Annotated in this window: 18 protein-coding genes; 15 read left to right on the plus strand and 3 right to left on the minus strand. The window is 62.5% G+C overall.

Going from position 1 to position 14,798, the window contains the following annotated elements:
* Positions 1 to 24 precede the first annotated feature (24 nt).
* The 14 genes from OKW29_RS08830 (at position 25) to OKW29_RS08895 (ending at position 10,992) form a co-directional block, all read left to right on the plus strand.
* Complete coding sequence (locus OKW29_RS08830; RefSeq protein WP_429290771.1) at positions 25 to 498, plus strand: hypothetical protein; 474 nt, start codon at positions 25 to 27, stop codon at positions 496 to 498.
* A gap of 134 nt (positions 499 to 632) precedes the next feature.
* Positions 633 to 1,034, plus strand: coding sequence for an HAD domain-containing protein (locus tag OKW29_RS08835; protein WP_429290772.1), 402 nt, complete (start codon positions 633 to 635; stop codon positions 1,032 to 1,034).
* A 122-nt stretch (positions 1,035 to 1,156) separates the two neighbouring features.
* Positions 1,157 to 1,408, plus strand: a complete 252-nt coding sequence (locus OKW29_RS08840) for a hypothetical protein (protein WP_429290773.1) — start codon at positions 1,157 to 1,159, stop codon at positions 1,406 to 1,408.
* 68 nt (positions 1,409 to 1,476) lie between these two features.
* Entirely contained in the window at positions 1,477 to 2,001 is a 525-nt protein-coding gene (locus OKW29_RS08845) for a hypothetical protein (RefSeq protein ID WP_429290774.1), read from the plus strand.
* A gap of 116 nt (positions 2,002 to 2,117) precedes the next feature.
* Positions 2,118 to 3,221 (plus strand): helix-turn-helix domain-containing protein, encoded by a 1,104-nt coding sequence (locus tag OKW29_RS08850; protein WP_429292463.1) that lies wholly within the window; start codon positions 2,118 to 2,120, stop codon positions 3,219 to 3,221.
* Positions 3,222 to 3,487: 266 nt separating this feature from the next.
* The gene (locus tag OKW29_RS08855; protein ID WP_429290775.1) at positions 3,488 to 3,925 is read left to right on the plus strand and encodes a hypothetical protein; all 438 of its coding nucleotides are present in this window, start codon (positions 3,488 to 3,490) and stop codon (positions 3,923 to 3,925) included.
* Between the two features lie 671 nt (positions 3,926 to 4,596).
* On the plus strand, positions 4,597 to 4,848 hold the full coding sequence (locus OKW29_RS08860) for a hypothetical protein (RefSeq protein WP_090806453.1): 252 nt from the start codon (positions 4,597 to 4,599) through the stop codon (positions 4,846 to 4,848).
* 3 nt (positions 4,849 to 4,851) lie between these two features.
* Positions 4,852 to 5,190 (plus strand): hypothetical protein, encoded by a 339-nt coding sequence (locus OKW29_RS08865; protein WP_429290776.1) that lies wholly within the window; start codon positions 4,852 to 4,854, stop codon positions 5,188 to 5,190.
* Positions 5,191 to 5,615: 425 nt separating this feature from the next.
* The gene (locus OKW29_RS08870) at positions 5,616 to 6,569 is read left to right on the plus strand and encodes a tyrosine-type recombinase/integrase (RefSeq protein WP_429290777.1); all 954 of its coding nucleotides are present in this window, start codon (positions 5,616 to 5,618) and stop codon (positions 6,567 to 6,569) included.
* The gene (locus tag OKW29_RS08875; protein ID WP_429289521.1) at positions 6,566 to 7,540 is read left to right on the plus strand and encodes a tyrosine-type recombinase/integrase; all 975 of its coding nucleotides are present in this window, start codon (positions 6,566 to 6,568) and stop codon (positions 7,538 to 7,540) included. The genes OKW29_RS08870 and OKW29_RS08875 overlap by 4 nt, the downstream gene beginning before the upstream one ends.
* The gene (locus OKW29_RS08880) at positions 7,533 to 8,639 is read left to right on the plus strand and encodes a tyrosine-type recombinase/integrase (protein WP_429290778.1); all 1,107 of its coding nucleotides are present in this window, start codon (positions 7,533 to 7,535) and stop codon (positions 8,637 to 8,639) included. Before OKW29_RS08875 ends, OKW29_RS08880 begins: the two co-directional genes overlap by 8 nt.
* Positions 8,640 to 9,084: 445 nt before the next feature.
* Complete coding sequence (locus OKW29_RS08885; RefSeq protein ID WP_429290779.1) at positions 9,085 to 9,498, plus strand: Rrf2 family transcriptional regulator; 414 nt, start codon at positions 9,085 to 9,087, stop codon at positions 9,496 to 9,498.
* Positions 9,499 to 9,607: 109 nt separating this feature from the next.
* Positions 9,608 to 10,369, plus strand: a complete 762-nt coding sequence (locus OKW29_RS08890) for an SDR family oxidoreductase (RefSeq protein WP_429290780.1) — start codon at positions 9,608 to 9,610, stop codon at positions 10,367 to 10,369.
* A gap of 137 nt (positions 10,370 to 10,506) precedes the next feature.
* On the plus strand, positions 10,507 to 10,992 hold the full coding sequence (locus tag OKW29_RS08895) for a cupin domain-containing protein (RefSeq protein WP_429290781.1): 486 nt from the start codon (positions 10,507 to 10,509) through the stop codon (positions 10,990 to 10,992).
* Between the two features lie 566 nt (positions 10,993 to 11,558).
* Here the strand turns inward: OKW29_RS08895 and OKW29_RS08900 are convergent.
* Together OKW29_RS08900 and OKW29_RS08905 are read right to left on the minus strand one after the other, a co-directional pair.
* A complete protein-coding gene (locus OKW29_RS08900) occupies positions 11,559 to 11,840 on the minus strand; it encodes a hypothetical protein (protein WP_429290782.1) in 282 nt (93 codons plus the stop codon).
* 747 nt (positions 11,841 to 12,587) lie between these two features.
* A complete protein-coding gene (locus tag OKW29_RS08905) occupies positions 12,588 to 12,845 on the minus strand; it encodes a hypothetical protein (protein WP_429290783.1) in 258 nt (85 codons plus the stop codon).
* Positions 12,846 to 13,192: 347 nt separating this feature from the next.
* Between OKW29_RS08905 and OKW29_RS08910 the strand changes: the two genes are divergently transcribed.
* The gene (locus OKW29_RS08910) at positions 13,193 to 13,465 is read left to right on the plus strand and encodes a hypothetical protein (RefSeq protein WP_429290784.1); all 273 of its coding nucleotides are present in this window, start codon (positions 13,193 to 13,195) and stop codon (positions 13,463 to 13,465) included.
* A 310-nt stretch (positions 13,466 to 13,775) separates the two neighbouring features.
* Here OKW29_RS08910 and OKW29_RS08915 read toward each other — a convergent pair whose 3' ends face one another.
* The gene (locus OKW29_RS08915; protein ID WP_429292464.1) at positions 13,776 to 14,735 is read right to left on the minus strand and encodes a GlxA family transcriptional regulator; all 960 of its coding nucleotides are present in this window, start codon (positions 14,733 to 14,735) and stop codon (positions 13,776 to 13,778) included.
* Positions 14,736 to 14,798: the final 63 nt, after the last annotated feature.

Below are 14,798 nucleotides of genomic sequence, written 5' to 3' on the forward strand. Positions count from 1 at the left end.
GAAAGCGTTTGAGGTTGTGGTTGAATGTTTGTGACAAGTGAAAAGAACCGTTTGCCTTCGTCGGCAGTGCCGTTTGAGCCTGGTGGCGCAGGGGTGTGGGGGGTGATCTCGCAATTGATGCCGCGGGATGTACTGATCCTCCGGGTCTCGCCGCGGGGTTCGCGGGCCGTGCCGACGATTGTGATGATGGACCTGACCGGCAGCGCGCAGTCGCTTGACCAGTTCGCGGGCGGGGATGTCGTGCTGCGCGACGCGGCCGTGCTGAGCACGAAGCTGGCCCGGGAGGTCGACCAGTGGACGCTCGAACCGCTGAGCGAGACCCGGGTGAGGGCAACCGAGCCCGAACAGTACAGCCGGGGCGAGCGACTGGTGACGGTGACCCGGTTCACGACGGCGACTGGCCGCACGTTCTCGGTGCCGTACGCGCTGGCGACGCGCCCGGCGCGCGGCAGGCGGCTCTGGCGGGCGAAAGCGGCACGCACCCCGGCCAGCGGCTGAGCGACGCCAGCTGTGGGCGCGCGTTGGGGCGTAAGGCCGGCCATGGCCATTCAGGAGTCGGACAGTCTGCCGCGCCGGCGTGGTGGCCTCGTGCTGTATCGCGATTTCCATGGAGGGTACTTCACCCGGAGGACATGTGGCGCCGTCCGGGCACCGGGCCGTCTGTCGCGAGTCCGCCGGGCCACGCGCTGTTTGAACACGCGGCGCTGCCGGCGCGCTGTCTCGAGCCGCACCCCGCGCTGCGCATCGTGCTGTCGACGAGCCGGGTGCGCGTGTTCCGCAGTGCGCGCAAGGTTGCGCGCCGCCTGCCGCTGGCACTGCGCCAGCGGGTGGTGCGCGCGACCTTCCACGGCCGGATGGATCCGGTGTGGTTCCGGTCTGTGCCGTGGGGCGTGCAGGTGTGGGGCGACGTGTGCCGGCGTCAGCCCGCCGCGTGGCTTGCGCTTGACGACGGACCGCGGCTGGCCGGCCGTGTGCCGGAACCATCTGGTAAGGACTGCTCCGGTGCTGGGGATCAGCGCGCCGGCCGTGTTTAGGGAACTGCAGGCGCGGCTCGCGGCAATGCACCGGTCGGCGGAGGGCTGGCCGTGATAATCCGCTACTTATCGCGGCCAGCGCACCACCGGCGCATCGGCTGCGGCTTCAAGAAGGGATCGACATGAGCAGACGCAAGCGGGCGATAGAGCTTCCAGATGAAACCTCCGAAGCGCTGCGCGCGCGGCTGCGGCGCTTCGTGCGTGCGACCCGCGACGACGTGACCGGGGCCGTCCCGATCCCGTTTCCCACACACGTGACGGTGCTCGCCGGGCCGCTGCGGCGGATCCGCGGCGCGCGCGAACACTGCATGGTGCCGGGGCCGGAGGTGCGGGCCGGGTTAGCCGCGCGCAGGGAGGACGGCGACAAACCCTGATCAGCCTCGGGCGGGTTCGCGCTGGATGACACGGGACGAGCCGACGGCAAAATGACGAAGTAGCGGACATGACGGATACACACTTTCACGGCGCATTGCGCTGGCCACTGCCGGCCGAACTCGAGCCGCAGGCCGGCTGGAACAACCGGTATTTCCTCGACACGGAATTCACCGACTTCCGGCAGTGCCAGCTGCTCAGTCTCGCCCTCGTGGGCGAGAACGGGTACGAGTTCTACGGCGAGCGGACCGATTTCGATCCGGCGCTGTGCAGCGACTTTGTCCGTGCCGTGGTACTGCCGCAGCTCGGCCAGTTCGAGGGGCGCGCGATGCCGTTTGCAGCGCTGCGCGAGGCACTGCGCGCATGGCTCGTGGCGGTGCCGGGCGACTCCGGGCCGGTGCTGTGCTACGACTACGAGACGGACCTGGCCCTGTTGCGGTTCCTGCTGGGCGGCCCGCTGCCGCGTGGCTGGCGGCTCGGGAACATCGCGGGCACGCGCAACCCGGAGCGACGCGCCGCCTACTACGCACGCCATGGCGGCGAGCACCATGCGCTGCATGACGCGCGCGCCAATGCCTATGCGTGTACCGGTTGAAGCCGGGCGGCTGCCGGCCGGGCCGTCGTCCGGTCTCCGGACGGGCGGACGCATTTCTTCGCTCAAACAGAAACAGCCTCATGAAGGGGATCAGGATGGCCGGGATGCGTGTGTGGATGCCACGATCCGATGTACCGCGGATAGCACGGCGCCTGCGGGACCGACGCAAGGCATCAGCGATGACACAGGACGATCTCGCGGTCAGGGCGGGGGTGGCGAAACCGACCCTGGTGCACCGGGAGAAGGGAAGGTGGCCGCGCACCGTCGCAGCCGCCACCGTGAACGCGCTGGAGGCGGTCCTGCAGGTGCCGCCCGGTTGGCTGCTCGGTCCTGAAACGCAACCGTTGCCGGACCCCGTGTTCAATGCAGCGGATGCCGTCGCCCGCGCAGACAGCGATCCCCAGTCACGGATCCCCGCCGCCCGGTGCCGCGAGATCGGCCCTCACGCGCGGCGGCTGCGCAGTGAACTGGGCCTGTGCGTTGCGGAGGTGGCGCGCGCCTGCCACGTGTCCCGTCCCACGCTGTTGCAGTGGGAACAGGGGACGTTTCCGAAGGCGCTCACCGTGGCGCGCCTTCGCGGCTGGGAGCGCGCCCTGCTGCTCGCGCCCGGGCAACTGCTGGCGCCGCCGGCGTCGCATCCCGGGGTAGGCGATGGCCGCTGGCGCGTGACGATCGGCACTGAAACGCTCGAGGCTGCCATCCATCGCGTCGCGGCGTGCCTCGCCACCCGCGGACGCAACCTGCTCCAACCGGAGCAGCCGCTCGATGCAAAGGCCGCGCGCGACGCCGACCTGCTGGCCCACCGCTATGGGGTGGGCGCGCATCGGCGGCCACTGGTCGACCTCGCCGTCTCATACGGGATCGATCCGTCGCACGCCCGCCAGACGGTGGCGCGCATGGTCGCGCGCGCAGCCGGGTTCGCCTTCAGGATTCCGGTGCTGGATGACATGCTGGCGGTGGGCGCGGCGGGCTTTTCGTTCACGACCGCGGTTGCCGATGGTCGCATGCGTGACCTGCTGGGGCCGTCGCTGTCCATGGGACGCGCTGCGGCATTCGCCGGCGAAATACTGTCCCGGCGGATCACCGGTGCGGATCCTGGCAAGGCGGTGGCCGGCACCCGCAGGCCGGCGAAAGCGGCGAACCCTTCGCTGGCCGCGGACGTCGTCTGCGAAGGCACGCGACCGGCCTTCAACAGGTCGCAAGTGGCGCAAGGGGCGTAGCCAGCCTCGCGCCGGCCCGGCAGGGCGGGGTATCGCGGAAGGAGAACGCGAAAGCCATCGAAAGCGAGAACGCCTGCGTGGCGCAGCAGGGGCTTCCACTCGATGGGTACTGGAAGTTCTGACGGGGCGTTCTGCTGTCCGGGCGGAGCCACCGGGACGGCCCGATTTGCTGGGGGGCAGGCGATCGCGGCGCAGGTTCGGGACCTCGACCCGATGCGCGTCCGCGCAACTGCGGTACCGGATGACAAGATCACAAGGAAAGGCGAATGCTTCGAATCACCATTGAATTGCTGCCCGGTGGACGGGAAGACGGAAAGCGGGTCATCGCGACGGCGGACATCGCGCGCGTGAGTAGCGGCGCACTCGCGGACTACAGGGTGGCCCTGGACGATGCGGTGCTCGGGCAGGTCGGCGAGCGGGCCACGGTGCGCGGCTATCCGAGATGGACGGGCAGCGTATGGGATCTCGTTGCGCGCTGTGTTGCCGCTGCGCTGAATCAGGGCCGCGAAGCCCTGCCACCGCGGCCCGCGTCACCGCAGGTGACGGTTCACGTGAATGACGCAGGCTACCGTTACGTGCGTCTGGATGAGATTCCCGAGCCTGCCAGAACGTACTTCGACAGGAAACTGGCCGGTTCGGGCATTCCTGACCACGGCTGTGCTTTCGCGCATGACTGGTTCGACTTTCTCAACGGCCAGCGCTGATGCCAGAGCGGTGCGCCGTGCTTTGTAGCAGGTTGCAGCCTCGCACAACATGTCGATCAGATCGAACCAGCCGTCGCCGCACTCGAAACCCGACAGGGAGAAAACCGTTGGGATGGCATCCAGATCATCAGCGACTGCCGGGTTGACGTCGAAGATGAGCGGGTATTTTGCCCGCAGGATGCCTGACAGTTCTCACGCACCGTTCTCTCGCTCCCATTCCTGCACCGCCATTGCAGCAACGGGATCGATTGTTCCATAGTGAAAGGCTCTCCGGAACCCGAGTGCGGTGCACGGTCAGTGATCAGCGATGATGGCGTTCTGGAATGCGCTGTAAATTTTATAAGCGTCAGGCAGCACGGCCGCTCGGCCAACCTGCTTCTCGCCATACACCCTATACGCCGGGCATCGGAGATTGCGACAACGGCGCTCCCTGGAGCATATTGCGGTTATCGACTCGAGTCTGTCATGGCCGCATTCAGATCGGCTGCTCCATCGGGAAGAAGGAATAAGGCCGGCGCACCTGCGAACCTTTCTGGCCAGCCGGGATCGCATGATGAACAGTGAAATGAGAGGCGGCTGTCAGTGACGCCGCGGACCGCATCCAGTATCTGCGCGATTGGCCACCGACAATCAGGGCATCGGCCAAACGCTCGCAAAAGGGACAGGGATTCATGAGTACCAGGAACCACATCAGGTATCAGGCGAAAGAGGGTGATCAGCCCGGCTGGGATCTCTACACCGAGATTCTTGAGCCGGACGACGTCGTGTATCTCGAGCTCGACGGTGTAGCCGCTGAAGTCACGATGCTCGGCAACATGGAGCGCGGCCCGGGCGCGGTGCTGTTGCGCCTGCCGGTCGACACCGCGAAGCAGCTTGGTCTGGTGCCGCCGGACTGGGAAAATTCTGACTGGGGAAAAGGATAGGTCATGCGCGAATACCGGGACAGGACGGTGCAGGAGGTCGCGGCCTGCACATGCGACCGCTGCGGCCGGCGCATGACGCCCGTTGACGATCAGTGGGAGTGGTACGAAAAGATGTCGCTCGATTGGCGTGGCGGCTTTGGCTCGATTTTCGGCGCCGGCGCCCATGTGAGCCTTGACCTTTGCCAGCAGTGTGTCCGCGATACGCTGGGGCGTTGGCTTCGCGTCGATCCGCCGTCCGCACCGGATGGCTCAATGCAAGCCCTGAAGGGCGTCGTGCCCCGACCCAATGCGCCGGTATCTGTCGACAGGATGAATCCCGGGGAATTTCACGAGCGCGACTAGAGGGCTTACCGCCCCATGCGGCTCCGCGCGTCGCTCAGACTGCCGATCATGGATTGCCGTTTCTCACGGGGCATCCCGAACTCACCGTCGCGACACTCAGGCGGCTCGTTACCTTCGGTTGAACAGGTTAGCCTTATCGCTGAACGAGTCTTGTCGACCGCATCGCCGCCGGTGCGACGTTGGGAGTTCAAGCGCAGGTAACAAGATGGACCGGTCGTTCATGACGGCGCCTCAGAGGCAGCAGCTCGGCCTTATGGAAAGCTTCGCATAAGGCCGATTATGCAAAGTCGTTGATTATGGAAAGTAGCCGAGCCGATTGCCGACGAGGCCCGGCAAACAAGGGGCCGGCAGCAGGCGGTTCAGCCGGGAACTCGACATAATTTCAGCGTTGATCTGGAGTAACGGTTCCACGTCAGGGGACCGTTATGAAGCCAACCAGTTTGCACGAAGCCAGGGCCCGGTCTTGTAGACCACTTCCGGCTCACATTACTGACGAATTGCGCCGCTACGATGCGTATCTGCACGATGCGCGGGGACTGGCAGCCACAACACGGAGTAATCAACTCTGCATAGTCGGTTTGTTCTTGCGACAGAATTTCGAGCGGCGCGCAGTCGATCCGAGAAAGCTGCGCCCTGACGATATTCGTCGGTTCCTTTCGTCACAGTCAGGGGCCGGAGGCTCGGCCTCCTATGCTTCTCAACTGGCTTGTACCTTACGCAGTTATTTGCGTTACCGGGCGACGTGCGGCGACCAGGTCTGCAAGCTCAGCGCCGTCATCCTGAATCCCGTCCATTGGAAGCTCGCATCGCTGCCACGCGCGCTCGCGCCAGAGGAAGTTGAGTACCTCCTGGGCGCGGTTGCAGGCGCTCGCCGCTGGCCGAAGCGTAGCTATGCGATTGTCCGTCTGGCGCTGGACATGGGGCTGCGTTCTGCCGAAATCGCGCAACTCATGATCAGCGACATCGACTGGCGCGCAGGCACAGCGACGTTGAGGGGCACAAAGTCGCTGCGGCAGGACGTACTACCGCTGCCGATGGAAACCGGGCAGGCACTCGCTGACTATCTGCAACATGAGCGTCCGATGAGCGGCCATCCGGCGATCTTCGTCCGGCAGGTGGCGCAGCGAGACCAGCCGATTACGCCCAGGGCGATCCAGAAGGTGATCAAACGGGCCTGCTGTCGCATCGGCTTGCCACACCACAGTGCTCACGCGCTTCGACATACCCTGGCATGCCGCCTGGTTGAGAACGGCAGTTCGCTCAAGGAAGTAGCCGACCTGCTGCGCCACCGTTCGCTCAATACCACCCTGATCTACGCCAAGCTCGACACGCCGAAGCTGGCGGCTGTTGCCCTGCCGTGGCCCGGGAGCCAATCATGAGCGCACGGGTCAGCTTGCAGAAGAGGATCGACAACTACCTTGCCGAACGGCACCGTTTGGGTTTCGAGTTGCGCTCGCGGAGCACGCTATTAGCCAGCTTCGCCCGTTATGTCGCGAGCCTGAATCATCGTGGAGCGCTGACGACAGAGCTCATGGCGGATTGGGCGCGACAGGATAAATGGCACCATGACACCCCTGCTACCTGGGCTGCACGTTTAGCGATTGTTCGCCACTTCGCCCGCTACCTGAGGCAGTTCGAGCCTGACACTGAGATTCCGGAGGAACCGGTCTTCGGCCCTGAGCGGGCACGCGTCGCCCCGCACATCTTCCATGAAGAGGAAGTCATTGCATTGCTGGCTGCGGCCCGTCGGCTCGGGCCAAAGGGGAGTCTGCGCCCAGCGACGTATGAGACCCTGTTTGGCCTGATGGCCTCAACAGGGTTGCGAATCTCGGAGGCCATCCACCTACGCGATGCCGATGTCGATCTGAAGCGCGGGATGCTGACTGTGCGGCAGACCAAGTTCGCCAAGTCACGACAGTTGCCCATTCATACGAGCACGGTTGCCGCGTTAGCGCGGTACCGGCGGCAGCGCGAACGGCAGGTTGCCACGAACCCCAGCATGTCGTTCCTGGTCAGCAGCCGTGGTCAGCGGTTGGGACAACCTCTTGGTGAACGACAGGCTCAACGTGTCTTCAACGCGCTGCGTGACAGCCTCGGCTGGGTGAATCGTGGTGCCCACGCAGCGCCCCGGCTTCATGATCTGCGACATACCTTTGCGGTGCGTCGCATGATGCTCTGGCATGCCGAGGGCACCGACATCGAGCAGATGATGCTGGCGCTATCAACCTATCTGGGCCATGCGGAAATCTTCTACACGTACTGGTATCTGACGGCAGTTCCGGAACTGATGGCCGTCGCCGGCGCCAGGTTCGAGCGTTTCGCCGATGTCGCGGGAGACGGCAATGAATAGGCGATCCAAGGCACCGCCTTCGTTTGCAGCGCTCGTGCAAGCGTGGTTCGCCGAATACCTCACCCAGCAGCGAGCGCTTAGTGCACATACCATAGTCGCCTATCGCGACAGCTTCGTCCTCTTCCTTGAGTTCGCCGAGGCGCGCCTGGTCAAGTCGCCAGCCACGATGACACTGGCGGATATGACGCCGGAACTGATCATGGGCTTCCTCGATCATCTGGAACGCCAGCGGCACAATTGCGTGCGCAGTCGCAATGCGCGACTTGCGGCGCTTCGCTCGTTCCTGAAGTTCGCAGCGCATCGCGATGTAGCGTCATTGCACGTGATCGAATGCGCCTTGGGCGTTCCAGTCAAGCGCTTCGAGCGCCCAACGCTTAGCTATCTGTCGCGCGAAGAGATGCTGGCTGTGATCGGTAAGCCGGATGATTCCTGGCTAAGCCAACGCGATCATGCGCTGTTCCTGCTGATGTACAACACCGGAGCGCGTGTCTCGGAGATCATCGGGGTAAAAGTTGGCGACGTGGTCCTGGACGAGGGTTCTGCCTGCGTCCATTTGCGTGGCAAAGGACGAAAGCAGCGCAGCGTCCCGTTGTGGCGGTCAACTGCGAAGACGATACGGGCATGGCTGAAGGTAAATCCTGAATTCCAACCCACATCGCCGCTGTTTCCGAACCGGAATGGCCATGCAATGACGAGAGCCAATGTTGCATTGAGGCTAACACTGGCTACCGGGAACGCAGCCGGAACCTGCCCCAGCCTTGCAAAGCGACATGTATCGCCTCATACCGTCCGTCACGCCACCGCCATGCATTTACTTCAGGCAGGTGTCGACATCAGCGTCATTGCACTATGGCTCGGACATGAGAGCCCCATCACGACGCACCACTATGTCGAAGCCGATCTCAACATGAAGGAACGTGCTCTGGCCAGGCTTCACGAACCGCAGACCGGAATTCAGCGCTATCGGGCACCGGACTCGCTGATCAACTTCCTGAAGGCACTGCAATTATGCAAAGGCTGGAATTCGAACTGGCCGCTGCCCATCGGCTCTCTGGGGGGCGCCGGCCAGCTACTTTCCATAATCAACGACTTGGCATAATCGGCCAATGCCGACGTTGGAGAGGACGTGGTTGTACGTCGGCAGTGGGACGGATTGCCGACAGTGGCAGCATCGAGCGGCCGAGCGGCCGCTTCCTGCATCAGCGAACTCACACTCCCGACCCATACCCGCCCTACAACCCGGCGCGCCTTCGACGGCCGCTTTCGGGGGACAACGGCCCTTTCGAGCAGTCGACTGAGCCGGCAAGTGTTCGGCCTTCGCAGTCAGTGAACTCAACGTCACGTCCCGATTCGACGGTCGGGAAGATATCAAGAAGAACCCATCGCGATGAAGACTCTTCGCGCGAACGGGGCAGTATTAGTTGGTCGTACACCTAGACCAGGTCTGGGGATCAACGGAACAGTTATGGAAAAAATCACACCCGTTCTTATGCTCCCCGGACCCCAGCTTGACGGCCATAAATGTAACTGCTACAGTTCTTTTTATGAGTACGAACAGTCGTTTGGCGAGTGCCGTTCACATCATGAGTTTCGTTGCTTACGCCGGCGACGAGGGGACGACTTCGGAGGCTATCGCGAAAAGCCTCCAGACCAACCCGGTCGTGGTGCGGAAGATCCTCAAGTTCCTCGAGCAAGCGGGACTGGTCGCTCTTCGCCAAGGCCGCCACGGCGGCGTCGGTCTCCGACACCCGGCATCCGCCATAACACTCGGTCAGATCTACAAGGCGGTTGAAAACGAGAGCGGAATTTTTGCGATGCGCAGCCAGGTGCATGAGGGATGCGCGGTGGCCTGCGCGATGAAACGAAGGCTTGGCCCAATCTTCAACGCTGCGAACGACGCCGTTGAGCAGGCTCTCAGCAAAACGAGCCTCGCGGAGCTGGTACGCGGCGTCAACTAAATTTGCCAGAAGCTGTAACCGACACGGACACGTTTAACCTGAAGGCGTGACGACATTTGCCCGAAACTGTAACCGACACGGATATGTTTAACCTGAAGGAGTGACGACAATGGGTAGGCTAACGGACAAAAATATCCTTATCACCGGCGGCAACAGCGGGATCGGGCTGGCCGCAGCGCAGGAATTCGACCGAGAGGGCGCGCGCGTCGCCATCTGCGGCTTGAATGAGGGGACGCTGCAGGCGACTCAGGAGAAGCTTGGAGCCGGAAGTCTCGTCATGCGCGCGGACGTCAGCAGTCTTGCCGAACTCGACACGATGTTCGCCACGATCAAGCGGGAGTTTGGGCACCTGGACGGCGTCTTCGTAAATGCGGGTTACAGCGTGTTCCTGCCGTTCGAAGACATGACGGAGCAAAGCTTCGACAAGGTGATAGGCACCGATTTCAAAGGGGCTTACTTCACGATTCAAAAGGCCTTGCCGCTGCTCAGGCGAGGCTCATCTGTAATCATCACTTCGTCCGTTGGCGCGCGCAAGGGGTGGCCGACCACCTCGGCCGTCTCGTCCTGCAAGGCTGCGGTGGTTCATCTCGCTCGAATCCTTAGCGCCGAACTCGTGGACCGCGGGATTCGCGTAAATACCCTAAGCCCCGGCCCGACGGACACGGCGATGTTTGGTCGCTTCGCAGGCGAAGAGCAGGGCAATGCGGTTAAGGGCGTCCTCGGAACCAACAATCCAAGCAAGCGGATCGCCGATCCGTTGGAAATCGCGAAGCTGGCAGCTTACCTCGCGTCGGACGATTCTGCGTACGTCGTCGGGGCAGACTTCCTGATCGACGGCGGGGTCTCGGCCATTTCGGCCGTGGGCGCCTGAGCCTCGTTGCAGAGAGTCGAGGCCGTTCCTGTTTCCCCTCAGGCAAGGGACGGCTCGCACCGCCAATCGGGGACAGACCGGCCGCCTGATCATCCGGAACGTGACCATCAGCAAGCAGGACGAGAAGGAGACAGAAAATGCAAGTACGCAAGGTAGTCACCGGCCACGACGCGAAGGGGCGGGCTGTTATCGCGCGAGACGAGGAAATCGATGGGGTGTTCATCCCTGGCCTTGGAGAGCTCGCCTTCCTCTGGGGTGCCGATGAGCCCGCAACCTACCCGAACCCGGGGGACAATCCGGCGGCGCCTGGTCCATTTCCACCCGTAGGTGGCATCCGCTTCGTCATAGCAACGTACTCGCCGGAGTTCGACGTGGTTGCACCAGAACCCCTCCCCGGGATGCACGTGGAGAACGGCGACGAACCCGGCATGCACAGGACCGACTCGACGGATTTCGGGGTCGTGCTCTCCGGCAACGTGGTAGTCGAGCTCGACGATGGCGTGGAGGTGTTGCTGTCTCCCGGCGATGTCGTGGTGCAGAACGGAACTCGCCACCGTTGGCGCGTGGTTGGGGGCGTGCCGGCCACCGTGGCTGCTTTCATCATTGGAGCCCACCGCCGTTAGGCTCCGGCCTGCACGTGAGATGGCGATTGCCATGACTCGGGAGGACCGTTGTGGTTACAGACAAGCCTTGCCGCTACTCAGGCAAGGCTTGTCTGTAATCCAACTGGTTGCGGGTTTCGAGCGTGATCGGCCGCAGCAAGGTTGGGAGAGCGTATGAAACTGGATGAATGGCGGCAAGCCGACGGACGGTACGAAGATGTGTATTGTTGAGCGAAGGTGTCGCCATGGTGCGAACGAGCACAATCGCGGCGCGATGCGCCGGAGACTACACGAGCATTCGGTCACGAGTCTGACTTCGATCCTCCGGCCCAGCGTCCATTGCTCCTTGATCCAGCCGAGCGCCGCAACGTCCACTGGAACCCATGCGTGCGTACCGTCCCGGAAAACGCCTAACCGGGGATGCTGGTCTTTCCGACCCGCGACAAAGTTGACTTCGATGTATTCCGCGTCCGGTCGCTCGGGGAAAATTTTCGTCTGAAACGGAGCGAGTTTGCTGGTGACTTGAATGCTTTGAGTGGTCTCGCCGATCTTGGGATCGGACGTATTCTTTCCAGTCGTCCGGTGGATCAGCGAATATCGTCAGGCTTGGCATTTTTGTGTTCCGTGCGGTTATCCGGCAGAAGCGGAGCCATTCTAACGGGGCGCGGCGAGAAACGCGTTGCGGAATTCGCCAGACCGCGCTTGAACCTGACCACCTGCGAGCCGTTGATCGTCAGTTGCTGCAAATCGTCGGGGGGAGCGCGAGCGCGGTAGGTTGATTCTGATCGATCAATGCGCGTAAGTCCGTTGTCTAGGGTGAAGCGGTCGTCCAAAGGTCCAGTCGCCAGCACAAGCGAACGCCGCTTCATGGCCGGGTCCTGCCTGTTGGGGAACCGAAGGACACAACCCGTTCGATTCAGCCCCGATTCGCAAAATCACCCTCTGCTACAAGGCAATCATCTCGGCGGAGTGGTAACGTCGCGTCGACAGAATCCCGCGTTTGTAAGGTCGCTGTGCAACACTTTGATGTCAACCTATCGTCGACGCAGGTAAATGCGATGGATCAGCAACGTACTGTCATTACCGCCCCCATTCTTTGCGCCGACTCGGCAGTGTGGTTTTCCGCCTATGGGTTCGGCTGGGATACTGCGCCTTCGCGCTGCCATTTGAAGTCGTTTGCGAAGAGCTTGGCGCTCGCAATGAGACTGTACAGCAGGTGCGACTCGCGTTCGAGTTGAACAAACGCCGAATTCTAAGGACCGTGCAACGATATGGAGCAGTATCTGCAACAGGCGAGCGCATAACGCTCTCGGTCGCAGATCTTCAGCGCGCGGCGCCCGAACTCGACTACTTCGGAGCGTAAATGCCGACAGACCGCTCTTGGCCGACCTCTGCCTGACAGCGATCGGCTGCACGCGGCCCCACTCGGCCATAGAAGCTCGCTCGCTGGTCGTCCGTTACCGGATGCGGAGCGGCCACGCATACGGGCGAGCCGAACATCGTATTCAACGAGCGGCACGGCCCGGTCACTTCAAGGGCGGGGGGAAGCATTCCTGAATTCCGTCCGTGGGGCGGCGGTCGGGTGTCCCGCCGCCAGGCCCGACAATTTATGGAGCTCAGTCGTCCTGCTGTTCAGCCATTTCTGCCGCCACATGAAGTCCATTGTCCATGGCGGCCTCTTCTGTCGCGTAAGCGATTCCCGGTTCGTGCCGCACTTCTTTGATCGCGTCTCTAGTATGATGGTCAATATGGACGATCTCAAATGTGTACCCGCCTTCATCCAGTCGGATCGGTTCAATACGGTAGGTGTGTTTCCTTGCTAATCGTTCTTGTCGGCACCGATTTTTCTCCTTTGTGTCACATTTCACCGCCACCGATATTCCACGCCTGTGGCTTCTGAACTGTCGCTAATGGCAGGTTAGCCCGCTGCCAGTCCGGCGGCTGACAAGTCCCGCCTCAATCTTCCGAAACCGAGCGTTTGCACAGTCGCGCAAGGACCATGCCGCGAGAGGGGCTGCGCATCGCCTTTGACGTGAGCGTTGTCGGCCGCTCGCTGCGCATATGGTTTCAATGGGGCCGGGCTCCAGCGCGGTGGGAATACGGAGTTCCGGGGCCGCTATCGGACTTTGGTCCCATTGGTCTCACCCGCCTGGCCGAGTAGGGTGAAAACTCCGTCGACGTTTGGACGGCGACATATCCGCAATATCCCCGGGAGTTCATCATGAAATTTCTTGTGGTCACCACTTCGGCCATTTTCGTTGCAGTGCTTTCAAACCCGTGCGTTTGGGCTCAAGACAATTCCGCAACCAGTGCGCCGGCGGTTGCAGAGCATCCCGACGAAATCGTGAGGATGCACCAACAGGTGGCCGCAGCCAATCGTGTCTATAACAAGCACGTGGCCGCTGCACAAAAAGTTTTCGATGAGAAAAAGGGAGCAGCCAAAAAAGAGCGTGATGCTGCCATTGCGGCAGCACATCAGGGTGTGGGCCAATAGAACGACGACGTTCCCGGCACCTCAATGGTTCCTTCCGCAGCAACAACCAAACGCTACCATGCTATTTGAGCCCCCGGAGGACGTTACGTTCCCTGCTAAGCAAGCGCGGTCATCGACATAGATCAGGCCGTGTGGTCCGCCGTTGATCGCGATCGGGCAGCCGTCGACCCGAAGCGGTCTTACCTGCTTACTCTGAATGATAGCCGTTTCCAGGGCGAAGCCGTCATTCGACCCCTCGCTTCAGCTGGCAAATCCTCCCGGTGGGATCGGTCGAGCACGACCACCGGCATACTCCAATAGTCGATAAGACTCATGACGCCCGCAACTCGCGGACCCCCTTACCTATGCGCCGCCGCAGCAGCGTGCGCAAGGTGACGCCGTCGGCGTAGCCGACCTGCTCGGCGATGCGATCCACGCTGGCCTTGCTCGTTTTCAGCAGATGAACGGCGCGCTCGACCCGCAGATCCTGAATATACTCGACGGGCGTTTTACCGAGCACTTCATTCAGACGTCGCGTCAATGTCCGCTTGCTCGTCGCCAATGCGTCCGCGACGTCGTCGAGTGCGATTGCCGTGTCGAGGTGTTCGCGCACCCAGCGGTCGAAACGCTCGACGAGCGGGTCCGAATGGGCCAGGTGATCGGAGATCGCATAGGCAGACTGCGACAGCCGCGAATCGAATACGAGGTAACTGGCCACGAGCGCCGCAAGCTCAGGGCTGTTGTTGCGGATCAGCCAGAGCGCAAGGTCGAGATGGCTCAGAGCGGCCCCTGCCGTCACCGTGCTGCCGCTGGGAACGATAATGCGATGCGCATCCAGGTGCACTTCAGGGTAACGCTGCCGGAACATCGGCGAGAGCCACCAGGTGGTGGTGGCTTCACGCCCATTGAGCAAGCCGCTTTCGGCCAGCACGAAGGTACCCGTACAGGCGGCTCCGATATGTGCGCCGGCACTGTGCCACGCGCGCAATGCACCAAGCGCATCGATCACGTCGGCCCGGCCGAGCGAAGGCACGAGCAGGTCCGTCGTCGTCCTGTTGAGAGCCGGTACAACAACCCAATCCGGGGCGGGTCCGTCTGTCGTGTCGCGGACGGGAACCTGCAGCCCGAGCGCGGTGCGCACCTCTGGCCGCATCCCCGCAACGGTGATTTCGAAGCCCGGTGTGGCCATCCCGGTCGCGCGCGCAAGTTCGTTGGCCGTCGTCAAGGCATCGAGCACGGTGGAGAGGCCGGTGTCGAACACCCCCTCCAGCGCAAGGACAAAAATCCGCATGGCAGGATCGATACCAAAATTGTCGATTGAGACAGTATCTCCAAGGGCGCTCTGTTTGTAAAG

The organism is Paraburkholderia sp. CI3, assembly GCF_050436505.1.
Taxonomy (GTDB): Bacteria; Pseudomonadota; Gammaproteobacteria; order Burkholderiales; family Burkholderiaceae; genus Paraburkholderia; species Paraburkholderia tuberum.